Below are 22,416 nucleotides of genomic sequence, written 5' to 3'. Positions count from 1 at the left end.
TGTGCGGCCCCAGATGGCTGGAGCTTCTGCAGGGCGTTCGCAATCCCGTTTCGATATCGAGCTTGGTGCGCTACGCCAGCCCGAGACCGAAACCACTCGGCTTTCCACGCCTTTCGTATCCGGAGCCAACCTGATGGGCATCTTCTCCCGCACCCGCGACATCATCGCCGCCAACTTCAACGACCTGCTCGACAAGGCGGATGACCCGGCCAAGATGATCCGCATGATCATCATGGAGATGGAGGAAACCCTCGTCGAAGTGCGCGCATCTGCCGCCCGCACGATTGCCGATCAGAAGGAAATGGGCCGCCATGTGGCGAAGCTCGATCGGCTCCAGGCCGATTGGGCGGACAAGGCCCAGCTCGCCCTCTCCAAGGGCCGTGAAGACCTCGCCCGCGCCGCGCTGGTGGAAAAGAACAAGGCCGCCGATATGGGCGCCCAGCTGCGCAGCGAGATCTCGGTGCTCGACGATTCGATGCGTGCTTATGAAGCCGATATCGAAAAGCTGCAGACCCGCCTGCGCGAAGCCCGCAGCCGCCAGACCGCGATCGCCGCGCGCCTCGAAAGCGCCGAGAACCGCGTCCGCCTGCGCACCCTGATGACCAACGAGCGCGTCGACGAAGCGCTGGCCCGCTTCGATCAGCTCGAACGCCGCGTCGATTATGCCGAAGGCCGCGCCGATGCGCTCAGCCTCGCCGATGGTGCCCCGCCCAGCCTCGCAGACGAGATCGCCGCGCTCGCCGGGCAGGACAAGGTCGACGAGGAACTCGAAGCGATGAAGCGCGCGCTGAACGCGGACAAGCAGGAGGACTGATCGATGGAAGAGATCGTCATTCCGATGATCGCGATGTTCTCGCTGTTCATCGCCTTCCCGTGGATCGTGCTGCACTACATCACCCGGTGGAAGACCGCCGCCACGCTCACCACCGGTGACGAGGCGCTGCTCGAGGAGCTCTACCAGCTCGCCCGCCGTCTCGATGAACGCATGGACACCGTCGAGCGCCTTGTCGCTGCCGACAATCCCGAATTCCGCCCCGCGCGGCTCCTGCCGGATCGCGATGAGGACAACCAGAAACTGCGCGAGCTCGACCGCATGCTCGCCGAACAGAGGGGGACTTCCAAGTGAGCAACCAGCTGCCCCAGCGCACCAAGTTCTATCGCGACAAGGTCAATGGCAAGTTCATGGGCGTCTGCTCGGGGATTGCCGATTACACCGGCGTCGATGTCCTCTGGGTTCGCCTCGGTTTCATCGTCCTCGCCTTCTCGATGGGCTGGCCGTTCCTGATCTACTTCGCGCTGGGTTTCCTGGCGGAGAAGAAGCCGGCCCGGCTCTATTCGGACCGCGAAGAGCAGAAGTTCTGGCAGGGCGTGCGCCAGTCGCCGTCCCGCACCGCCCGCGAAGTGCGCTCGTCCTTCCGCGACATCGACCGCCGCCTCGCCGAAGTCGAGCAGTTCTATGTCTCGGGCAATCCGCGCCTTTCCGCCGAGATTGAAAAGCTGCGCTAAGCGGCACTCCAGGGGGAACACCAATGGACAACGGTACACTCGCGCTGCTGGTCCCGATCCTCGCGCTGCTCATCCCGGTCCTCGCGATCTGGACCCAGCACCAGCGCAAGATCGAGGAAATCCGCGCCAGCGCGCTCAGCGAAACCAATGCTCAGGCCGCCGCCCGCGCTCAGGCGCTCGAGGAACGGGTCCGCACGCTCGAGGCCATTGTCACCGACAAGAGCTACGATGTGGCGAACCAGATCGAAGCGCTGCGGGATCCCGCGCGCGGTGATGGTTCGGCGATTGATCGCAGGAGGAACTGATGGCTGTCGAGGAAGTGTCGAAACTGATCGAACTCACCCCGCTGATCAGCATGGTCGTCCTTGTCCCCGTGGCAGGCTGGGTGTTCACCACGTGGCTGCGCATCCGCCACGGCTATCCGCTGGATGGCGCATGGGGGCAGGCGATCTACCCCAAGACGACCAGCGCCGAACTGGAACGCATCAAGCTGCTCAGCCAGGAAAACGCCCAGCTGCGCGCCGAACTCGGCTCGGTCAAGGACCGCCTCGCCAATGTCGAGCGCATCGTGACTGACAGCGGCTACCATCTGACGCACGAGATCGAAGCTCTGCGTACAACCCAAGGAAGCAAGCAATGAACGCCGCCGATGCCATTGCCTTTGCCGCGCTGATGCTCGGCCTGATGACCGTGTGCAGCTTGATCGCCGAGGTCTACAAGCGCCGCCTTGCCTTCAAGGAGCGCAAGCTCGAACTCGCCGCGAAAAACAGCGCGGATGAGGCAGCCCATTTTGCCGCGCAGGCGCAGAAGCTCGAAGCGCGTGTCCGCGTCCTCGAACGCATCGCCACCGATCGGCCAGGGCAGGAAACTGCCGCGCTCGCCGCCGAGATCGAAGACCTGCGCACCGCTGCTGCCAACTGAACTCTCTTTTCTCAAGGATACGTCGATGAGCTTCTGGAGTGCCATTGTCGCGATTGTGGCTATTCTGGCCTGGGCGAGAATGCGGACGGTCCGCTATCAGGCCGGCCTTGGCCATCCGATCACCGAACTGCGCGATGCCGTGGGCGCCCGCAACGCCAACCCCGCGCTCGAACGCGAAGTCGTCGAACTACGCAAGCGCGTCGAAGTGCTCGAACGCATCCTCACCGATGGCCGCGATGCCAGCCGTCTGGCGCAGGATATCGAAGCCCTGCGCGAACATTGATCCCTGCCAAGGAGCAATCGCCATGACCTTCATCACTGCTGCCGTGCTTGCCGCCGCCACGCTGGTCGGCATTGCGATCCTCGCCCGCACCGCGCTCAGCGCATGGAACGGCTGGCTTGATCTTCAGCGCACCCAGCTTGCCCGCCCGGCGGATGGCACCCACCACGCGCTGGGCATGATCGACCTCAGCGACATCAAGGAACGCCTGCGCAAGCTTGAAGCCATCGCAGCGGGCGTCGATCTCTGACGCCGTTGGTCCTCTCCATTTTCGTCGAAGACGCAAATGGGGAGGTGGCCCGCCGCAGGCGGGTCGGAGGGGTACTTTCTACGGTCTTGCCCCCGCCATCCGATCCGCTATGTCCCCGGCCATGAGCCACCTCGACGACATCCTTGAAGAGTACGAATTCCTCGACGCAGACGAGCGTTACCGGCTGCTGATCGATCTCGGCCGCAAGCTGGAACCCATGCCCGATGCGCTGAAGACCGACGCCACCCTCGTGCGCGGCTGCTCGGCCAGCGTGTGGGTCTATCCCGTGGCCGGAAACGGGGACGCACTGCATTTCCTCGCCGATAGCAACGCCGCGATTACCAAGGGCATCGTCGCACTTGTCCTCGCCGCGGTGCAGGATCAGCCCGCAAGGCAGGTCGCCGATACAGATATCGCCGCGCTGCTCGCGCCGTTCGATCTCAAGAACCAGCTCTCGTCGAACCGCACGCAAGGCGTCCCCAACATGATCGCCCTTGTGCGCGAACACGCCGCGCGAATTGCGGGATAGCCGGGTGCGCCGTCACATCTGGACGGCGGCTGGCCTCATGTTCGTCGGCATCGGCGCGGTCGGCGCGGTCCTGCCGCTGCTGCCCACCGTCCCGTTCCTGCTGCTGGCGCTGTTCTGCTTCGCACGCGGCAACCCGGCGTGGGAAAAGCGCCTGCTCGATCACCCCACCTATGGCCCGCTGCTGCTCGATTGGCGCCAACGCCGCGCCATCCCCCGCCGCGCCAAGTGGGCCGCGCTCATCGCGATGGGTATCAGCGTCGCCGTCACCGGCCTCACCGCCGGCTGGCCCTGGGTGCTGATCCCGCTCGCCGTCATGGCGCTTTCCGGCGGCTGGATCTGGACCCGCAACGAATAGCTTTCTTCTCCCCTCGCGCTCATCCTGAGCTTGTCGAAGGGAGGAGGGGCGCTTCCATCAACTCCCCTCCCGCTTGCGGGAGGGGTTGGGGGTGGGCCTACTCGATCACTCCACCGCGTCCCGCACCACGGCAATCCCCGCCTCGCGCTGCCGCCGCAGTTCCTGCTTCAGCTTGGCGGGATCGAGCGCGATGATGAAGCCGAAGCTCACCCCGCCTTCCTTGCCGATGGTCGCATGGTGCAGCTTGTGCGCCTGCACCACCCGCTTGAAATAGCCCTTGCGCGGCACATACTTGAACCAGCGCTGGTGGACGAGGCCGTCATGGATCAGCGTATAGATGATCCCGTAGATCAGCACGCCCACGCCGATCCACGTCGCCGGCCACCACGCATAGGTGCCCACGATGAGCGGACTGCCCCACATGAACCCGCTGATCGAAATCGCCGCGCCGACCACTGCATAAAGGTCGTTGCGCTCGAAGAAGCCGTCATGCGGCTCGTGATGGTCGCGGTGCCACGCCCAGCCGAAGCCGTGCATCACATACTTGTGGCTGCTCCAGGCGACGAACTCCATCGCCCACACGGTCGCGAACACGATCAGGAACTGAATCATGGCCGCTCCCTACACCACCGCGCGCCGCGTTCCCAGCCATCCTCTCGGGCAAGCCCAATGGGTAACAAAATTGCGCCGATTGCCCCCGCCGCGACTTGAAAACTCTTCGTACCGGGTCTAGCGCCCAGCCCATGACCAGCACCTCCGCACCCCGCACGCTCTACGAAAAGATCTGGGCCGCCCATGTCGTCGAGGATCGCGACGATGGCACCAGCCTTGTCTACATCGACCGCCACCTCGTCCATGAAGTGACGAGCCCGCAGGCGTTCGAGGCGCTGCGCCTTACCGGGCGCAAGGTGCGCCGCCCCGATCTCACCCTCGCGGTGCCCGATCACAATCTGCCGACCACCGCCCGCCGCGATGCCAAGGGCGCGCGCGTCGCCATCGCCGACCGCGAAAGCGCGGCGCAACTCGAAGCATTGGAAGCCAACGCGCCCGCCTTCGGCATCCGCTACATCGGCGATGCCGATGTGGAGCAGGGCATCGTCCACGTCGTCGGGCCGGAGCAGGGCTTTTCGCTCCCCGGTGCCACTATCGTCTGCGGCGATAGCCACACCGCCTGCCACGGCGGCCTCGGCGCGCTCGCTTTCGGCATCGGCACCAGCGAAGTGGAGCACGTCCTCGCCACGCAGACCCTGCTGCTCAAGCGCGCGAAGACGATGGAAGTCCGCGTCGAAGGCACGCTGCTCCCCGGCGTCACCGCCAAGGATGTCGTCCTCCACATCACCGGCGTGCTCGGCGCGGCGGGCGGCACCGGCCATGTCATCGAATATACCGGTCAGGTCATCCGCGACCTCTCGATCGAGGGCCGCCTCACCGTCTCCAACATGGCGATCGAACACGGCGCCCGCGCCGGCCTCATCGCCCCGGACGACAAGACCTTCGCCTACCTGAAGGGCCGCCCCTATGCGCCCAAGGGTGAGGATTGGGACAAGGCCGTCGCATGGTGGCGCAGCCTCGCCACCGATGCCGGCGCCAAGTACGACAAGACCGTGGTGATCGATGCGGCGGACATCGCCCCCAGCGTCACCTGGGGCACCAGCCCGGAAGACGTCCTCCCCATCACCGGCCTCGTCCCCGCGCCCGAAAGCTTCGCGGATGCCTCGAAGCAGGCCGCCGCGCGCGCCAGCCTCGATTACATGGGGCTACAGCCCGGCCAGCCGCTGTCCTCGGTCGAGATCCAGAATGTCTTCATCGGCAGCTGCACCAACAGCCGCATCGAAGACTTGCGCGCCGCCGCCGCCGTGCTGCGCGGCCGCAAGAAAGCGCCGAACGTGACCTGGGCCATCGTTGTCCCCGGCTCGGGCCTCGTGAAGAAGCAGGCCGAAGAGGAAGGCCTCGACAAAGTCTTCATCGAAGCCGGTCTCGAATGGCGCGAACCGGGCTGTTCGGCCTGCCTCGGCATGAACCCTGACAAGGTTCCTGCGGGCGAACGCTGCGCCAGCACGTCCAACCGCAACTTCGTCGGCCGTCAGGGCCCCGGCGCGCGCACGCACCTCGTCTCGCCCGCGATGGCGGCAGCGGCAGCGGTCACGGGCCGGCTCACGGATGTGCGCGAACTGGTCTGAGGCGCCCTCCGACTCCACCTCCCGCGGCGCTCACTGCTCGCCTCGTCCTGTTCTGATGTCGTCCCGCCTTGCCCCGTGCACGGCTGGTCGACAGCGCCAAATCGCGCCGATTCAGGCGTTTGCCCCCGCGCACAACGCCCTGCCGCAGCACCCGCACGGCGCAACCTCGCCGCGCCCCGTCTGAACCTGTCTGTTCATGTGGGAGAAAGCCTGCTGCAGCAGGGAAGAACCCGAAGCCGTTCATCTTCATGCCGCAAAACCTTGCTGCGGAGCTGTCGGCTTCCCCTCGCGGCGCCCCGCGCGGCGTCATGACAGTTTTTGAAGGAGTAACCCGATGCGTGCCCTCAATCCCGGAAAGACCGGCCTGATCCTCGCGACAGCGCTGGTCGCTTCGATGCCAATGGGTCTCTCGGCGCTGGCGCAGGAACTCCCGCCGGTCGATCAGAGCCAGACCCAGCCCCAGACCCAGGCCCAACCCGCCGCCAGCAGCGAAATCAGCACCACCGTCGCCCCCACTGCCGGCGATCCCGCGTCGCTCCCCAAGGGGCCGGACATCAAGGGTGTGATCTCGCGCCGCAGCGCCGATCGGATGGAAGTCACCGCTGACGATGGCACCAAGACCATCGTCAACGTCAACGATCTCACCAAGATCCGCTCGAGCAAGGGCCTGTTCGGCATGAGCCGCCAGCAGCTTGCGGCGAACTCGCTGCTCAATGGTCTGCCGGTCACGGTCCACACCCTGCAATCCGGCGATGCGCTGATGGCGGCCGATATCCAGTTCAAGGACAAGGATCTCAAGATCGCCAACATGATCCGCACCGGCACCAAGCAGGGCTTCGAGGAGCAGTCCGCTGCCACCGCCGAAGTCCGCCAGATGACCGAGGCGCTGCGCACCCGCTTCGGCGATATCGACGATTACAACATCAAGAGCACCACCAACGTGAACTTCGCCTCGGGCAAGACGCAGCTCACCCCGCAGGGCAAGGCCGATCTCTGCGCCACGGCCACGCAGGCGCAAGGCATCAAGAACGCGGTGCTGCTCGTCGTCGGTTATGCCGATTCCAAGGGCAATGAGGATCTCAACCAGCGCCTCAGCGATCAGCGCGCCACCCGCGTGGTGAACTACCTGCAGCAGGCCTGCGGCTGGAAGCCTTACAAGATGCTCACCCCCAGTGGCATGGCCACCGCCAACCCGCTGGCTGACAATTCCACGCCCGAAGGCCGCGCGCAGAACCGCCGCGTTGCCGTCAACGTGATGGTCAGCAAGGCCGTCGACGGGATGTGATCTGAACGTGGCCCCCTTCCGCGTGCGGGAGGGGGCCACGTTTCTCCCCTCCTGGGGGTGGGTTTCCTCCGCACACACACCTGCGGATAGCCCCCTCCGCCCGCTTGCAATCGCGATTGACCGAGGCCACTTCAAAGGCAGGCGGGATCAAGGAGCACACCTGTGACCAAGAAGACCGATAAGGAAAGCACCAACAGCTGGACCGGCCCTGCGGCCATCGCCGGTGCCGCGATCGGCTCTGCCGCGCTCGCGGCGGCTCTCCTCTATTCCTCGCGCCGCAAGGAACGCGCGGAAAAGGCCAAGCCCAAGCCTCCCGTTGATCCGATCGATACCGATTAAGGGCAGGGCAGGGCGGCAAGCGCGCCCTTGCATCTCCCGCATTCCAGAGGCTAAGGCGCAGGCCATGGAACCTGTCAGCACCATCGATGGCCGCGCCATTCCGTTCGGCCGCAAGAACGTCGATACCGACGTCATCATCCCTGCCGCCTGGCTGAAGACGATCAGCCGCGAGGGCCTCGGTCGCGGCGCGTTCGAGGCGCTGCGCAAGGATCCGGACAACATCTTCGACAGCGCCGAGTTCAAGGGCTCGCCGATCCTGATTGCGGGTGACAACTTCGGCTGCGGCTCCAGCCGTGAACACGCTGCGTGGGCGCTGCTTGATCTCGGCATCAAGGCCGTCATCGCGCCCTCGTTCTCGGATATCTTCTCGGGCAACGCCTTCAAGAACGGCATCATCACCGTGGTCCTCCCGCAGGAAGCGATCGACCGCCTGATGGAAGTCGCGGCCACAGAGCCTGTCCATATCGATCTCGAAGCCCAGACCGTGACGACCCCGTTCCAGGACCGCTTCACGTTCGAGATCGACGCCTTCCGCAAGCACTGCCTGCTGAACGGCCTCGACGAGGTTGGTCTCACCATGGCCCGCGGCGATGCGATCAGCGCCTACGAAGCCAAGGCCAGCGCGGAACGCCCGTTCCTTGTCCACCCGGCTTAACCACGCGCTTAAATAGGGCTTCCCAAGCCCGCCAAAACATGGCTCAAAGGTGCCAACCAAAGCACCGGAGAGATCAATGAAAACCCTGCGCACCCACGCCGTCGGCGGCCCCGAAACCCTGACCCTCGACGAGATCGACGCGCCCGTCGCCGGCCCCGGTCAGGTCGTCGTCGCGGTCAAGGCCTGCGCGATCAACTTCCCCGATACGCTGATGATCCGCGATATGTACCAGTTCAAGCCGCAGCGCCCTTATGCGCCCGGCGGTGAACTCTCCGGCGTCATCGAAAGCGTGGGGGAGGGCGTCACCCAGTGGAAGGTGGGTGACCGCGTGATCGGCATGTGCGGCAACGGCGGCCTTGCCGAAAAGGTCGTGCTCGATCAGGGCCGCATGTTCCCGCTGCCCGAAGGCGTCTCGTTCGAAACCGGCGCCTCGCTCCTGATGACCTACGGCACCACGATCCACGGCCTCAAGGATCGCGGCCGGATCAAGGCTGGCGAAACCATGCTCGTCCTCGGCGCCGCCGGCGGCGTCGGCATTTCCGCCATCGAGCTCGGCAAGGCCTATGGCAACCGCGTCATCGCCGCCGTCTCCAGCGAGAAAAAGGCCGCCGCCGCGCGCGAAGCCGGTGCGGACGATGTCGTGATCTACGGCCGCCCGCCCTTCGACAAGGATGCCAGCAAGGCCCTCGCCGACGCGTTCAAGGCCGCCTGCGGCCCCAACGGCGCGGACATCGTCTACGATATCGTCGGCGGCGATTATTCCGAACCCGCCCTGCGCGCCATCGCGTGGGAAGGCCGCTTCCTCGTCGTCGGCTTCCCCGCCGGCATCGCGCGCCTCCCGCTCAACCTCACGCTGCTCAAGTCCTGCGATGTCTGCGGTGTGTTCTGGGGCGCCTTCACCGCGCGCGAACCGCAGAAGAACGCCGAGCATGTGGCGGAACTGTTCGACCTCCTCAAGGCGGGCAAGATCAACCCCCGCGTCTCCGCCCGCTTCCCCTTGGAGCGCGGCGGCGAAGCCATCGCCATGCTGGCAGACCGCAAGGCCGTGGGCAAAGTCGTCGTGACGATGGAGTAACGGACGGAGCCAGCTTCTTCCCCCCTCCCGCATGCGGGAGGGGCCGGGGGTGGGCCCTTCCTTCTACTTCACCTTCGCCCAAACCTGCGTCTTGCACAGCGGCCAAACCACGCAGCCCTTCACTTCCAGCGTGCCGGGCGCCTTCAGCGAAACCGTCGCTGAATAAGTCCCGCCATCGTTCGGGTTGTAGATCGAACCCTTCCAGCTGCCGCCCGCCGGTTTCAGCCCGCGAAAGATATACATCCCCAGCAAGGGCCGCCCGCGCAGCGCCGGGTTCTTGTTGTTGCGGTCGAGCCGGTCTTCCGGAGCCGCCCCCGGTGCGCCGCCAAGGATCTTGCCGCACAGCCCGCCATCGCACTGCGAAACCTCGACCAGCCCGCCGCGCTCGGGCGTGCGCCAAGTGCCATAGGGGCTCGCCTGCTCTGCCGCGCCGCCTGCACCCGCTGCCATCAGCAGCGCCGCTCCGGCCATCCAAACCTTGCGCACCGTCACTTCTCCCCGTTTCCCTTCGGCCCATAGGCGGGCAGTCCCAGTTGCCAATGAATCGCCGCGCCGCGCAGGCCAAAGCCCGCCAGCGCCGCCAGTGGCCATACGATCATCTTGTCCAGCCCAGCCATATGTCCACCCGCGCAGATTGCCGAGGTGAGCGCAGCGGGCGTCACGTAAAGTTCGGGCCGCATGATGATCGAGGGCCGCCCGGCGATCACGTCGCGGATCACCCCGCCCACGCAGCCGGTGATCACGCCCATCATCGCCGCCGGAACCGGCGCCACGCCCAGCGCCAGCGCCTTGGCCGTGCCCAGCACGGCGTAGGCGCCAAGACCCGCCGCGTCCGCCCACTCGATCATGCGCGTGCTTTCGCCCTGCCACCAGCGCGCCGGGCTGAACCACACCATCAGCGCCACGCCAAGGCACACCGGCGCCGTCCACGCGTTGTGCACCCAGAACACCGGCGCCCCGATCAGCAGGTCGCGCACCGTGCCGCCGCCCACGCCCGTCACCACCGCAAAGAACGCCATCGTCACGAACGTCTGCCGCATCCGTGCCGCGAGCAGCGCCCCGCTCAACGCCGTTATCGCGATGCCCGCCGGGTCCAACGCCGCAATCAGCGCGAACACATCCGATGCTGGCAGGCGCGCTGTCACGGGCAGGGAGAGGGCAAGAATAGAATGCACGGTTTAACGCTCCACTTAGGACGAAAGTAACCAACCCCTGCTTAGGATGAGTCCGGAACCGGTCCTTTTCTCCAACAGGCTCTGTGCGCCCAGTGAAGAATCTGCTCAAGACCTGGCACGGTACAAAGCCGTCACAAGCGCCGCCCCCGAGCGACGAAGCGGCGCAGCGCGCCCAGGTCCGGATGGCGGTTTTCGAGGATATCGAGCGCGGTCATTCCGGCTGGTTCTGGGCGACCGACGCCGCTGGCTGCCTCAGCTACATCTCCCCCGCAGCCTGCGAACGCTTCGGCCTTTCCGCTGAAACCCTGATCGGCGAACCCTTTACCAGCCTGTTCGAAACCGATCCGGAGAACCCGGGCGAACGGTCCGACCGGCCGCTGCAGTTCCTCTTCGGTGCGCACTCGCGCCTCAGCGACGTGACCGTCCGGCTCGTTCCCGCGCGCTGCGCGCCCGGTGCGCGCCCGGCGTGGTGGGCGCTTTCCGGCCAGCCCAAGATCGATGTGGCAAAGCCCGGGAGTGAGGGCGCCTTCCATGGCTATCGCGGCAGCGCGCGCGATATCACGCAGGAATACGAACGCCGCATCGAGGATTCGCGCCTCGCCGAATTCGATTCGCTCACCGGCCTCGCCAATCGCCACCGCATCTCCCGCCGCTTCGATTCGATGCTCGCCGCGTTCAAGGGCACCATGCGCCCGGCCACGCTGATGATGCTCGATCTCGATCGATTCAAGCAGGTCAACGATACGCTCGGCCACCCCGCCGGTGACGAGCTGCTCCGCCAGGTTGCCCAGCGCCTCACCCGAGTCGTCGGCACGGCGGGCGAGATCGGCCGTCTGGGCGGCGATGAATTCCAGATCCTGCTCGCCGATCAGGAAGATCGCGGCAAACTTGGCGAACTGGCCGACAAGATCATCGGCCTCATCTCGCAGCCCTACCAGATCGACGACAACCACGTCGTCATCGGCGTCTCGATCGGCATGGCCATCGCCCCGTTCGATGGCACAGAGCGCGAGGATATCGTCCGCGCCGCAGACCTTGCGCTCTATGCCGCCAAGCACGGCGGGCGCGGCCAGTTCCGCTTCTACTCGTCCGATCTGAAGGACGAGAAGGAAGAGCGCCGCCTGCTCGAAGACGCGCTGCGCGATGCCATCGCCTCGGTCGATGGGACGGACGACAGCTGGGATGCCCCGCAGCTTTCGATGGTCTACCAGCCCGTCGTGCGCACCGATGACCACGCCGTCGTCGGCTTCGAAGCGCTGATGCGGTGGGAGCATCCGCAGCGCGGCGCGATCCCGCCATCGGTGTTCATCCCCGTTGCCGAAGATACCGGCATGATCCTCCAGCTCGGCGCCTGGGCGCTGCGCCAGGCCGCGCGCGATGCTGCAGCATGGCCGCACCCCTTGCGCATCGCGGTCAACGTCTCGGCGGTGCAGTTCGCGCATCCCGATTTTCCCGGCATCGTTTCCGATGTCCTCGATGCGAACGGTCTTGATCCCGAACGGCTCGAACTTGAACTCACCGAATCCGTGTTCATGGGCGATGGCGAGACAACCGACGCCGCCTTCAAGGCCCTGAAACTGCTGGGTGTCCGCCTCGCGCTCGATGATTTCGGCACCGGCTATTCGTCACTCAGCTATCTGCGCGCCGCCCCGTTCGACAAGCTCAAGGTCGATCGCAGCTTCGTCGAAAGCTGCACCCTCAGCGATCAGAACAGCGCCAAGATCATCGCCGCGATCATCGGCCTTGCCGATGCGCTCGGCATGGAAACCACGGTTGAGGGCGTCGAGGCGTTCGACCAGCGCGATGTCGTCTGCGCCAAGGGCGCGCGGCTGATTCAGGGCTACCTCTATTCCCATCCGCTCGAACAGGCCGCCCTGCTCGAACGCATGGCCGCGGGTGAATTGTATATTCCGCCTGACGGTCCCAAGCGCCACCGGCCCGACCGCCGCTCGGTCTATCGCCGCATCGGCGTCATCCACGAAGACCACCGCTACGAAGCGCTGCTGCGCAATCTCTCGGCCACGGGCGCGGGGATCGAGGGGCTTGTCGGCGTTCCGGTCGGCACCAGCCTCGTGCTTGATCTCGGCGCGGGCCAGCTCGCGGTCGTCACCGTCTCACGCTCGGAAGATGCGACCATCGGCGTGGAATTCGAAACCCCGCTCGTCAGCGATGGCGCCGGCGGCCTCGTCACCCGCTACCGCGCCAGCCCCTACGCGCTCGCCACCGCCGCCCGCATGGTCAGCAGCAGCGCGCCGCAGTTCCTCGAAGTCGAAGTCCGCAAGCGGGCGTAGCCGCAGCCCACACCAAACCCCTCGTCATTGCGAGGAGTGCAGCGACGAAGCAATCCAGAGCGTCATGCGCAAACGCTCTGGACTGCTTCGCTACGCTCGCAGGTGACGAAAGAGGGCGGGAAACCCCGTAGCCCCCGCTCAGATATGGATCGGCTTCCCGCCAATCCCCATCGCCGCTTCCTTCAGCGCCTCGGCATGGGTCGGGTGCGCATGGCAGGTATAGGCGATGTCTTCCGCCGTCGCGCCAAACTCCATCGCCAGCGCGGCTTCGGCAATCATCGAACCCGCGACCGAAGCGATGCACCACACGCCGAGCACGCGCTCGGTCTTGGCGTCCGCGATCACCTTCACGAAGCCGTCCGGCTCATGGTTGGTCTTGGCGCGGCTGTTTGCCAGCATCGGGAACTTGGAAACCTTGATCTCGCCTGCTTCCTTCGCCGCTTCCTCGGTCAGCCCCACGCCCGCGATCTCGGGGAACGTATAGACCACGCCGGGGATCACATTGTGGTTCACGATGCCCGTCTGCCCGGCGATGTTCTCCGCCACGGCGACGCCTTCGTCCTCCGCCTTGTGCGCCAGCATCGGGCCCGGAATCACGTCGCCGATGGCCCACACGCCCGGAACGGCAGTGCGGAAATCATGGTCCGTCTCGATCTGCCCGCGCTTGTTGAGCTCCAGCCCGATCTTCTCGAGCCCCAGCCCGCTCACATTCGGCCGCCGCCCGATAGCCACCAGCACGCAGTCCGCCGTCAACGTCTCCACAGCCCCGCCAGCCGAAGGCTCCAGCGTCAGCGTCGCCGTCTGGCCGTCCACCGCCACGCCCGTGACCTTGGTGGAAAGCTTCAGCTCCATGCCCTGCTTCTTGAAGATCTTGGCGGCTTCCTTGCGCACATCGCCGTCCATGCCGGGCAGCAACTGGTCGAGGAATTCGACAACCGTCACCTTAGCGCCGAGCCGCCGCCACACCGAGCCCAGCTCCAGCCCGATCACGCCGCCGCCGATCACCACGAGATGCTCGGGCACGCGGTCCAGCGCCAGCGCGCCGGTCGAATCCACGATGATCCCTTCGTCGTTGTCGACCGCAACCCCCGGCAGCGGCGTCACGCTCGAACCCGTCGCGATCACCACATCCCGCGCGGTCACGGTCTCGCCGTTCACCGAAACGGTGTGCGCATCCACGAATGAGGCGTAGCCCTTCAGCCAGGTCACCTTGTTCTTCTTGAACAGGAACTCGATCCCGCCCGTCAGCTGCTTTACCGAATCCAGCTTCTGCTGCTGCATCGCGCCCAGATCGAGCGTCACCGGCCCGGTCTTGATGCCATACTTCGCAAACGTGCCGTCGACCGCCTCGGCAAACTTTTCCGATCCATGCAACAAGGCCTTGGAAGGAATGCACCCCACGTTGAGGCACGTGCCGCCCAGCGTCGCGCGGCTCTCGGCGCACGCCACCTTCAGCCCCAGCTGTGCCGCCCGGATCGCCGCAACATAGCCGCCCGGGCCAGCACCGATGATGAGGACGTCGTAGTCGTATTCAGCCATGGTCGGCCTCCGTTGCGCATCCATGCTTCGACAAGCTCAGCATGAGCGGCGTAAGTTCATTCGGCAGGTAGGAACTGCCCGGCCTCCCCACAACATCCGCTCATCCTGAGCCTGTCGAAGGATGCAGGCGCAGCGCCCGCCCCATCACATATCGATCAGCAGCCGCGTCGGATCCTCGATCGCTTCCTTGATCGTCTTCAGCGCCGTCACCGCCTCACGGCCATCGATGATCCGATGGTCGTACGAAAGCGCGATATACATCATCGGACGCACCACGATCTGCCCGTCGCGGACGACCGGCCGGTCCTCGATGCGGTGCAAGCCAAGCACGGCAGACTGCGGCGGATTGATGATCGGGGTGGACATCAGCCCGCCAAACACGCCGCCGTTCGAGATCGTGAAGGTGCCGCCCGCCATGTCGGCCATGGTCAGCGTGCCGTCGCGCGCCTTCTTGCCGTAGTCGGCGATGGCCTTCTCGATGGCCGCAAAGCTCATCTTGTCGACATCGCGCACCACCGGCACGACAAGGCCGTTCGGCGCCGAAACCGCGACCGAGATATCGACGTAATCGAAATAGACGATCTCATCGCCCTGCATCTGCGCGTTGACCGAGGGAATGTCCTTCAGCGCCAGCACCGATGCCTTCGCGAAGAAGCTCATCAAGCCCAGCTTCACGCCGTGCTTCTTCTCGAACACGTCCTTGTACTTGGCGCGCGCTTCCATCACCGCGCTCATGTCCACGTCGTTGAACGTGGTGAGCATCGCGGCGGTTTCCTGCGCCTGCTTCAGCCGCTTGGCGATGGTCTGGCGCAGGCGGGTCATCTTGACCCGCTCTTCGTTGCGGCCGCCCGAAGCGGTAACGACCGGGGCCGGAGCCGGGGCAGGGGCGGGCGCCGCCACGACCGGAGCCGGCGCGGCCTGCTTGGCCACCGCTGCCGCCAGCACGTCTTCCTTGGTCAGCCGCCCGTCCTTGCCGGTGCCCTTGACCGTTGCCGGGTCAATCCCATGCTCCAGCACCGCACGGCGCACAGCCGGCGAAAGCGCCGCCGCATCATCCGCAGCAACCGCCGCTGCCGGAGCAGCCGCAGCAGCCGGGGCCGGGGCAGGCGAAGTCGCCACGCCGCTCGTCTCGATCAGGCCCAGCAGCGCGCCTACCGCCACGGTGTCACCCTCGGCAGCCACATGTGCGCCCATGATCCCCGCGACGGGCGAGGGCACTTCCACCGCCACCTTGTCGGTCTCGAGGCTCGCGATGGGCTCGTCGAGCGCCACCGCCTCGCCCGGTTGCTTGAGCCACTGGCCGACGGTCGCCTCGCTGACGCTCTCGCCCAGAACCGGAACTTTCACTTCAATCGACATGTCGAAATCTCTCACAGAAAAGGGGTTCAGGCCTTCTTCTTGGTCCGGCGCAGTTCGCCGCGCACCGAAAGCGAAAGCGCATTGCTCACCAGCGCGGCCTGTTCAGCCGCATGGCGCTTGGCAAGGCCGGTCGCCGGCGATGCCGCCGCACTCCGCCCGGCATAGCGCGGCCGCGATACCTTGCTGCCCGATGCCTTGAGCGCGTCCTCGATCAGCGGCTCCACGAAGAACCACGCACCGTTGTTCTTCGGCTCTTCCTGGCACCACACGACCTCTTCCAGATTGGTCATGCGCGAAAAGCGCAGCGCCAGCGGCTCGCCCGGGAACGGATAGAGCTGCTCCAGCCGGATGATCTGCGTATCGGTGATCCCCGCCGCATCGCGCGCCTCGATCAGATCGTAGGCCACCTTGCCGCTGCACAGCACAACGCGCTTGGTGTCCGCGTCTGCCGCCGGATTGAGGTCGGAAAGGATGCGCATGAAGTGCCCCTCGCCAACGAAGTCCGAAGCCTTCGACTTTGCCAGCGGATGGCGCAGCAGGCTCTTGGGCGTCATGATGATGAGCGGCTTGCGGAAGGGCCGCTGCATCTGCCGGCGCAGCACGTGGAAGTAGTTCGCCGGGCTGGTGATGTTGCAAACCTGGATATTATCCTCGGCGCAGAGCTGGAGATAGCGCTCCAGCCGCGCGGAAGAATGCTCCGGCCCCTGGCCTTCATAGCCATGTGGCAGCAGCATCACGAGGCCGTTGGCGCGCAGCCACTTGGCTTCGGAGGCCGCGATATACTGGTCGATCACGATCTGCGCGCCGTTGGCGAAATCGCCAAACTGCGCTTCCCACAGCACCAGCGTCTTGGGGTCCGCGCTGGCATAGCCATATTCGAAGCCCAGCACGCCGTACTCGGAGAGCGGGCTGTCATGCACTTCGAACTTGCCGTGGGGCAGGGTGGTCAGCGGCACGTACTTGCGCTCGTTGGTCTGGTCGACCCACACCGCATGGCGCTGGCTGAACGTGCCGCGGCCCGAATCCTGCCCGGAAAGCCGCACGTTGAAGCCCTCGGTCAGCAGGCTGCCGAACGCCAGCGCCTCGCCGGTCGCCCAGTCGAAGCCTTCGCCTTCCGCAAACATCGCCTTTTTGGCCTCGATCACGCGGCCCAGCGTCTTGTGGATGGTGAGGTCTTCCGGAACCGTCGTCAGCGTCCGGCCCAGCGCGTCGAAGCGCTTCTGGTCGATGCCGGTCGCCACGTTGCGCCGCGCGGTTTCCGGGTCCGCCGGCTTGTTCAGCCCGCTCCAGCGCCCGCCAAACCAGTCGGCATGGTTCGCCTTGTAGCTCTTGGCCGCCTCGAACTCGGTTTCCAGCGTGGCGACGAAGCGGTCCTCGGTCTCGCCCTTCCACACCTTGTCGATCACGCCCTGCTCGATCAGGCGGCGCGAATAGACTTCCGAAACCGCCGGATGCTGCTTGATCCGCGCGTACATCAGCGGCTGGGTAAAGCTCGGCTCGTCGCCTTCGTTGTGGCCGAAGCGGCGATAGCACCACATGTCGACCACCACGTCGCGGCCGAACTTCTGGCGGTAGTCGATCGCCAGCTTGCACGCGAACGTCACCGCTTCGGGATCATCGCCGTTCACGTGGATGATCGGCGCCTGCACGCCCTTCGCCACGTCAGACGGGTAGGGCGAGCCGCGGCTGAACTGCGGGCTTGTCGTGAAGCCGATCTGGTTGTTGATGACGAAGTGGATGCAGCCGCCGGTGTTGTAGCCCTTCACGCCCGAAAAGCCGAAGCATTCCCACACGATGCCTTGCCCTGCGAAGGCCGCGTCGCCGTGGATCAGGATGGGGAGCACCTGCTTGTGCTTGCCCTTGCCGATGTCATCACGAAACGCCTGCTGCGCGCGCGCCTTGCCCAGCACCACCGGGTCCACCGTCTCGAGGTGGCTCGGGTTCGGCTGCAGGCTCATGTGCACCTTGATCCCGTCGAACTCGCGGTCCGTGCTGGTGCCGAGGTGGTACTTCACGTCGCCCGAACCGCCGACGTCCTCGGGGTTCGCGGTGCCGCCCGAAAACTCGTGAAAGATCACGCGGTAGGGCTTGGCCAGCACGTTCGCGAGCACATTCAAGCGGCCGCGGTGCGCCATGCCGTAGATGATCTCGCGCACGCCCAGCTGGCCGCCATACTTGATGACAGCCTCCAGCGCCGGGATCATCGATTCGCCGCCATCAAGCCCGAAGCGCTTGGTGCCGACGTACTTCTTGCCGAGGAACTTCTCGTACTGCTCGCCGCGGATCACGGCGGCGAGGATCGCCTTCTTGCCGTTGGGTGTGAAGTCGATGGACTTGTCGCCGCCCTCGATGCGGTCCTGCAGGAACTTGCGCTCCTCCACGTCCGCGATGTGCATGTATTCAAGGCCGACCTTGCCGCAGTAGTTGCGCTGGAGGACGTTCACGATCTCGCGCGGGGTCGCCCATTGCATGCCGAGCACGCCGCCAACGAAGACCTTCTTGTCGAGGTCGGGGCCAACAAAACCGTGGTATTCCGGCGTTATGTCTGCCGGCAATTCCTGCCGCGCAAGGCCCAGCGGATCGAGGTCCGCCGCCAGATGCCCGCGCACGCGGTAGGTGCGCACCAGCATCATCGCGCGGATCGAAGCGCCAGCCGCCGCTTCCAGCGCGGCTTCATCCATCGGCGCGCCAGCGGCCTTCGCCGCCTTGGCGATTTCCTGCTTCAGTGCCATCGGATCGAGCGCGCGGGTGAGGTCGTCGCCCGCGCCCGGATCAGTCACCGGCCAGCGCTTGGAAGCCCACGAAGGTCCCGCCTGCGGCCCCTCCTGCAGAAGGTCCACCTCGAACGAGCGCTCTTCATAACCCATACGTCACTCCTCTTGCCCCGGGGAGGTTGGGGCATCGGACCGCTTGCTTTCCCGCGGGCGGAATGCGCCGCCCGAAATGCTAACCACGCAAAACCCGCAGGATTGGCCGCTTTAACCATATCTCTGCAAAGGGAGCGCATGGCTGCGCCTGCGTAAAACCACTTATCTGAACGGGGCGCGAACCTGCTGCGGGCAGGTCTTCGCGCCCCGGCCCGACTTATGCCAGCGAGGGGTCGATGCCCTTGCAAGCCACCAGCAGTTCCTTCACCGCGTCGACCGAAACCTGCAGGCCGGCCTTGTCGGCATCGTCCAGCGCGATCTCGACGATCTTTTCCACGCCGCCCGCGCCGATCATCACCGGCACGCCAACGTAGAGGCCGTCCACGCCGTACTGGCCATCGACATAGGCCGCGCAGGGCAGGATGCGCTTCTGGTCGCCCAGATAGGCCTCAGCCATCGCGATGCCCGAAGTGGCGGGCGCATAGAACGCCGAACCGGTCTTGAGCAGGGCGACGATCTCGCCGCCGCCGCTGCGCGTGCGCTGCACGATTGCGTCGATGCGCTCCTGCGTCGAAAGGCCCATCTTGACGAGGTCGGGCACGGGGATGCCGTTCACGGTCGAATAGCGCGTCACCGGCACCATCGTGTCACCGTGGCCGCCCAGCACGAACGTGTTCACGTCCTTGACCGAGACGTTGAATTCGTCGGCGATGAAGTGGCTGAAGCGAGCCGAATCGAGCACGCCCGCCATGCCGACAACCATGTGGTGCGGCAGGCCCGAAAATTCGCGCAGCGCCCAGACCATCGCGTCGAGCGGGTTGGTGATGCAGATCACGAACGCGTTCGGGGCGTTGTTCTTGATGCCTTCGCCAACCGCCTTCATCACCTTGAGGTTGATGCCGAGGAGGTCGTCGCGGCTCATGCCCGGCTTGCGCGCCACGCCCGCGGTCACGATGATCACGTCCGCGCCGGCAATGTCGGCATAGTCGTTGGAGCCGGTGATCTTGGCGTCAAAGCCTTCAACCGGGCCGCACTGCGAAAGATCGAGCGCCTTGCCCTGCGGCACGCCTTCGACCACGTCGAACAGCACGATATCGCCGAGTTCCTTCTGCGCCGCGAGGTGCGCGAGCGTACCGCCGATGTTGCCGGCGCCGATCAGCGCGATTTTCTTGCGAGCCATGCCTTTGCATTCCTTTCCCGGATACGCGGGACACGCGGCCCTGCATGGCCGCCCGAGAGCTACCGCCATAAGGGCCTCCCGCGTCCCGCATGACGGGAAGGAATCCAAGCGGATAGGAGCGACCTAGGCCTGCGGGATGGTGATTGCAAGGCGCAAAAACCCGCACTGCGTGGGTTTTTGTGATAACAGTTCGCAATAGCAATAGTGCCGGAAAGCGCCTCAGGCCTGCGATCTGGCCCGTGCCGCAAACGCGCCTTGCAGGGCCTTGGCCTTCGGTCCGTCGAGCATCGCGCAGACCGCGATCCACCACTCGGCCTTGGCGCTGTCGCCTGCGTCGGCGGCAATCTGCGCCGCCTCGCACGCGCGCTGCGCTGCCGACAGGCCGTGCGCGGCAAACAGGCGCAGCGCTGCGGCCAGCAGTGCCTCGTCGTACGCTTCGGAATCGTTGGCGCCAGACTTGCGGGCCGCAATCGCGGCGCCGTTGTCATTCGCCGCGCGCGCTGCCCGCAAGGCATGCGAACGGAGCGTATCCCTGTTCCGGCGCCTGTTCTGGCCCCAGTGCAGGCAGGGTGAGATGATCCCATAACGCGGGGCAAAATGCAGCATGGGTGCTCTCCTCGATTGCGCGACAGGCAGGGTATAGCAGGCGGGGGTGAACAGCCCGTTCGCCCTTAGGGTAAAGGCATGACTAACCCTACCTAGGCAGAAATAACTATATGAAAAACAGAGATTTGATCGGAAGGTTAAGCACGCGGGCGGTCCGCATCGCTGGCAAGTTATACCCGAATCGGACTAAATTTAGCCGCCCGGCTGGGCAATCCACTTGCCGGCATTCTCGTATGCCGGATTGACTGCTGTGCCGCCCGGCAACTGCCCGGCGCGGTAGAGAGCATCGCCGCCGCGCGCTTCGACCGCTGGCGCAAACTTCGGCGCCGCCGCGCGCGGTTCGCCATAGCCCGCCCCATAGCCCGGCAGCGGTGTCTGTCCGAACGAAGCCGTATTGCGCCCGGCTGCTGCCGGAGCCGCCTGCGCCGTCTTGAGCGCCTCGATCCGCCCCGCCTCGAACGCCTTCTCCAGCTGGATCGGATCGGCCACGTCCGCCGCTGCCGGTGTCCATGTGCGCGGATGCGGCGCCGCCACCGGCTCGCCCCCTGCATAGACCGCGTTGAAGGCCATCGGCCGCCCCGCCGCGCCGCTCCAGCGATAGAACCGGTGCGCGCCGATCGTGCCGATGAAGCTCAGGCTGTCCGCCCAATAAGGATGCACGGCCGATGTGTGATAATGCGTGGCAAGGCCCACCGGCGCATAGACATAGCCCGCAAGTGCATCGGCCGCCACGCGCCGCGCGCGGTCCCAGAACGCCGCCACCGGCCGCCGCGCCATCGAACCGTCGCAGGCAAAGCTGAACTGGCAGCCCGGCCGCTCGGACCCCTGATAGACCACGCCGCACACCGTCTTGGGCCAGGCCGGATGCGCCACGCGGTTGAGCACCACTTGCGCCACCGCGCGCTGCCCCGCATCGGGCTCGCTCGCCGCCTCGTAATAGATCGCCGCAGTCAGGCACTGCAGCGCACGCGATTGGTCGAGGCTGGTGCCCCGCGCCATGATCGGCCGCGCCGCCGGTCCGCTCCCGGTTGCGCCGATGGCATCGTCACGATGGCTCTGCTCATCCCAAGCGGCGCGCGCCGCATCGGGCGCCAGCATCCCCGTGTCATCGCTCGCCAGATAATAGAACGCCGAACCCGGAAAGCTGTCTCCCGGCCGCTCGAAAGGCTGCAAGCCGTCACGCGCCTGCGCAGTCGGGACCCCCGGCGCGATCCACCCCGGCCCAGCCAGCCACAGCGCAAAGCCGATGACCGCAACCCCCGCGATTCCCGCCCAACGCTTGTAAAGCCCCTCCCGTTTAAGGGAGGGGTTGGGGGTGGGCAGAGGCGCCACCACCGCTTCCGCCCTCGGGGCCACCGCCACCACAGGCGCCACCACTCGCCGAGGCGCCAAGGCCTCGGGCGGCAGCTTCACCGGCCGGTAGTCGATTATCAGCGGCATAACTCAGGCAGACTCATAAGGCGGCATTCCAGCGCTAGAGCCTCTCCCCGCGCTCTGCATCCTGCCATTTCACCCCGTCCCGCTAAGGCACACCCCCCTGCCATCGGGTTAACGCAGCGTGGCCCTGAAGCAGGGGTCTTGCCCCAAAGTGCAGGTGCCGCTACCAAGCCACCTGACGCCACCGGTGCCCGCGCAAGCGGGCTAAGAGGGAATTCGGACAAGTCCTCAAGGATTTGCACCCGGAGCTGCCCCCGCAACTGTGCCCGGATAGCGCCTTGTCCACTATGCCACTGGGAAACCGGGAAGGCGGGCAGGGGGCGATGACCCGGGCGAGCCAGGAAACCTGCCGGTGTGTGGTCGTTCCGCGGCCGGGCGGGGTGTACCGGACGCATGCGAGAGAAGGGCGCCATCAAGGCCCCGCGCTCACTCCCGCCATGGACGGCAACGTCCATGGGCCCGTGGAGAAACCGCGTGAACAACCGATACAACACCCACCCCCAACCCCTCCCGCAAGCGGGAGGGGAGCAAAACAAGCCCAAGCACGCCCTCCCGCTCATCCTGAGCTTGTCGAAGGGGGGAGGGCC

Annotated in this window: 25 protein-coding genes and 1 riboswitch; of the genes, 16 read left to right on the top strand and 9 right to left on the bottom strand. The window is 65.9% G+C overall.

Features of this window, described 5'->3' with window-relative positions:
- Positions 1 to 13: 13 nt before the first annotated feature.
- The 10 genes from pspA (at position 14) to NSE01_RS04445 (ending at position 3,841) form a co-directional block, all read left to right on the top strand.
- On the top strand, positions 14 to 814 hold the full coding sequence (gene pspA / locus NSE01_RS04490) for a phage shock protein PspA (protein ID WP_147158442.1): 801 nt from the start codon (positions 14 to 16) through the stop codon (positions 812 to 814).
- A 3-nt stretch (positions 815 to 817) separates the two neighbouring features.
- A complete protein-coding gene (pspB, locus tag NSE01_RS04485) occupies positions 818 to 1,126 on the top strand; it encodes an envelope stress response membrane protein PspB (RefSeq protein ID WP_147158441.1) in 309 nt (102 codons plus the stop codon).
- Positions 1,123 to 1,506, top strand: coding sequence for an envelope stress response membrane protein PspC (gene pspC, locus NSE01_RS04480; protein WP_281289468.1), 384 nt, complete (start codon positions 1,123 to 1,125; stop codon positions 1,504 to 1,506). Before pspB ends, pspC begins: the two co-directional genes overlap by 4 nt.
- 23 nt (positions 1,507 to 1,529) lie before the next feature.
- Positions 1,530 to 1,811 carry a hypothetical protein gene (locus NSE01_RS04475; protein WP_147158440.1) on the top strand — a complete coding sequence of 94 codons (282 nt, stop codon included), beginning with the start codon at positions 1,530 to 1,532 and terminating at the stop codon, positions 1,809 to 1,811.
- On the top strand, positions 1,811 to 2,146 hold the full coding sequence (locus tag NSE01_RS04470; protein WP_371863200.1) for a hypothetical protein: 336 nt from the start codon (positions 1,811 to 1,813) through the stop codon (positions 2,144 to 2,146). The genes NSE01_RS04475 and NSE01_RS04470 overlap by 1 nt, the downstream gene beginning before the upstream one ends.
- Positions 2,143 to 2,427, top strand: a complete 285-nt coding sequence (locus tag NSE01_RS04465) for a hypothetical protein (protein ID WP_147158439.1) — start codon at positions 2,143 to 2,145, stop codon at positions 2,425 to 2,427. The genes NSE01_RS04470 and NSE01_RS04465 overlap by 4 nt, the downstream gene beginning before the upstream one ends.
- A gap of 25 nt (positions 2,428 to 2,452) precedes the next feature.
- Positions 2,453 to 2,710 (top strand): hypothetical protein, encoded by a 258-nt coding sequence (locus tag NSE01_RS04460; protein ID WP_147158438.1) that lies wholly within the window; start codon positions 2,453 to 2,455, stop codon positions 2,708 to 2,710.
- Positions 2,711 to 2,732: 22 nt separating this feature from the next.
- Positions 2,733 to 2,957 (top strand): hypothetical protein, encoded by a 225-nt coding sequence (locus NSE01_RS04455; RefSeq protein WP_147158437.1) that lies wholly within the window; start codon positions 2,733 to 2,735, stop codon positions 2,955 to 2,957.
- A 121-nt stretch (positions 2,958 to 3,078) separates the two neighbouring features.
- Positions 3,079 to 3,486, top strand: coding sequence for a SufE family protein (locus tag NSE01_RS04450; protein ID WP_147158436.1), 408 nt, complete (start codon positions 3,079 to 3,081; stop codon positions 3,484 to 3,486).
- A gap of 4 nt (positions 3,487 to 3,490) precedes the next feature.
- Positions 3,491 to 3,841 carry a YbaN family protein gene (locus NSE01_RS04445; protein ID WP_147158435.1) on the top strand — a complete coding sequence of 117 codons (351 nt, stop codon included), beginning with the start codon at positions 3,491 to 3,493 and terminating at the stop codon, positions 3,839 to 3,841.
- 105 nt (positions 3,842 to 3,946) lie between these two features.
- Here NSE01_RS04445 and NSE01_RS04440 read toward each other — a convergent pair whose 3' ends face one another.
- Complete coding sequence (locus tag NSE01_RS04440) at positions 3,947 to 4,453, bottom strand: sterol desaturase family protein (protein WP_147158434.1); 507 nt, start codon at positions 4,451 to 4,453, stop codon at positions 3,947 to 3,949.
- A gap of 131 nt (positions 4,454 to 4,584) precedes the next feature.
- Between NSE01_RS04440 and leuC the strand changes: the two genes are divergently transcribed.
- The 5 genes from leuC to NSE01_RS04415 all read left to right on the top strand — a co-directional run bounded on the left by leuC (position 4,585) and on the right by NSE01_RS04415 (position 9,375).
- Positions 4,585 to 6,021 carry a 3-isopropylmalate dehydratase large subunit gene (leuC, locus tag NSE01_RS04435; protein ID WP_147158433.1) on the top strand — a complete coding sequence of 479 codons (1,437 nt, stop codon included), beginning with the start codon at positions 4,585 to 4,587 and terminating at the stop codon, positions 6,019 to 6,021.
- A 334-nt stretch (positions 6,022 to 6,355) separates the two neighbouring features.
- Complete coding sequence (locus NSE01_RS04425) at positions 6,356 to 7,306, top strand: OmpA family protein (RefSeq protein WP_147158430.1); 951 nt, start codon at positions 6,356 to 6,358, stop codon at positions 7,304 to 7,306.
- A gap of 162 nt (positions 7,307 to 7,468) precedes the next feature.
- The gene (locus tag NSE01_RS21155) at positions 7,469 to 7,645 is read left to right on the top strand and encodes a hypothetical protein (RefSeq protein WP_170233762.1); all 177 of its coding nucleotides are present in this window, start codon (positions 7,469 to 7,471) and stop codon (positions 7,643 to 7,645) included.
- A gap of 64 nt (positions 7,646 to 7,709) precedes the next feature.
- Positions 7,710 to 8,300 carry a 3-isopropylmalate dehydratase small subunit gene (leuD, locus tag NSE01_RS04420; RefSeq protein WP_147158428.1) on the top strand — a complete coding sequence of 197 codons (591 nt, stop codon included), beginning with the start codon at positions 7,710 to 7,712 and terminating at the stop codon, positions 8,298 to 8,300.
- A 76-nt stretch (positions 8,301 to 8,376) separates the two neighbouring features.
- A complete protein-coding gene (locus NSE01_RS04415; RefSeq protein ID WP_147158427.1) occupies positions 8,377 to 9,375 on the top strand; it encodes an NADPH:quinone oxidoreductase family protein in 999 nt (332 codons plus the stop codon).
- A gap of 63 nt (positions 9,376 to 9,438) precedes the next feature.
- Here NSE01_RS04415 and NSE01_RS04410 read toward each other — a convergent pair whose 3' ends face one another.
- Entirely contained in the window at positions 9,439 to 9,861 is a 423-nt protein-coding gene (locus NSE01_RS04410) for a DUF2147 domain-containing protein (protein WP_170233761.1), read from the bottom strand.
- 2 nt (positions 9,862 to 9,863) lie between these two features.
- Positions 9,864 to 10,541, bottom strand: a complete 678-nt coding sequence (locus NSE01_RS04405; protein WP_371863201.1) for a trimeric intracellular cation channel family protein — start codon at positions 10,539 to 10,541, stop codon at positions 9,864 to 9,866.
- A 101-nt stretch (positions 10,542 to 10,642) separates the two neighbouring features.
- Between NSE01_RS04405 and NSE01_RS04400 the strand changes: the two genes are divergently transcribed.
- Positions 10,643 to 12,841 carry a putative bifunctional diguanylate cyclase/phosphodiesterase gene (locus tag NSE01_RS04400; RefSeq protein WP_246135028.1) on the top strand — a complete coding sequence of 733 codons (2,199 nt, stop codon included), beginning with the start codon at positions 10,643 to 10,645 and terminating at the stop codon, positions 12,839 to 12,841.
- 138 nt (positions 12,842 to 12,979) lie between these two features.
- Here NSE01_RS04400 and lpdA read toward each other — a convergent pair whose 3' ends face one another.
- From lpdA to NSE01_RS04370, 6 genes are all read right to left on the bottom strand, one after another.
- Positions 12,980 to 14,380: a dihydrolipoyl dehydrogenase gene (gene lpdA, locus NSE01_RS04395; protein ID WP_147158424.1), complete on the bottom strand. Its 1,401-nt coding sequence runs from the start codon at positions 14,378 to 14,380 to the stop codon at positions 12,980 to 12,982.
- A gap of 144 nt (positions 14,381 to 14,524) precedes the next feature.
- Positions 14,525 to 15,739 carry a 2-oxoglutarate dehydrogenase complex dihydrolipoyllysine-residue succinyltransferase gene (gene odhB, locus NSE01_RS04390; RefSeq protein WP_147158422.1) on the bottom strand — a complete coding sequence of 405 codons (1,215 nt, stop codon included), beginning with the start codon at positions 15,737 to 15,739 and terminating at the stop codon, positions 14,525 to 14,527.
- Between the two features lie 26 nt (positions 15,740 to 15,765).
- Positions 15,766 to 18,606, bottom strand: coding sequence for a 2-oxoglutarate dehydrogenase E1 component (locus NSE01_RS04385; protein WP_147158421.1), 2,841 nt, complete (start codon positions 18,604 to 18,606; stop codon positions 15,766 to 15,768).
- Positions 18,607 to 18,823: 217 nt separating this feature from the next.
- Entirely contained in the window at positions 18,824 to 19,786 is a 963-nt protein-coding gene (gene mdh, locus NSE01_RS04380; RefSeq protein WP_147158420.1) for a malate dehydrogenase, read from the bottom strand.
- Between the two features lie 219 nt (positions 19,787 to 20,005).
- Complete coding sequence (locus tag NSE01_RS04375) at positions 20,006 to 20,392, bottom strand: hypothetical protein (protein WP_246135027.1); 387 nt, start codon at positions 20,390 to 20,392, stop codon at positions 20,006 to 20,008.
- Between the two features lie 192 nt (positions 20,393 to 20,584).
- On the bottom strand, positions 20,585 to 21,832 hold the full coding sequence (locus NSE01_RS04370; RefSeq protein ID WP_147158419.1) for a cell wall hydrolase: 1,248 nt from the start codon (positions 21,830 to 21,832) through the stop codon (positions 20,585 to 20,587).
- 165 nt (positions 21,833 to 21,997) lie between these two features.
- Positions 21,998 to 22,198: riboswitch (cobalamin riboswitch) on the top strand.
- Positions 22,199 to 22,416: the final 218 nt, after the last annotated feature.

Source organism: Novosphingobium sediminis (assembly GCF_007991615.1).
GTDB classification, from domain to species: Bacteria; Pseudomonadota; Alphaproteobacteria; order Sphingomonadales; family Sphingomonadaceae; genus Novosphingobium; species Novosphingobium sediminis.
The sequence above is the reverse complement of the archived record's forward strand: the minus strand, read 5'-3'. Positions and strand labels throughout refer to the sequence as shown.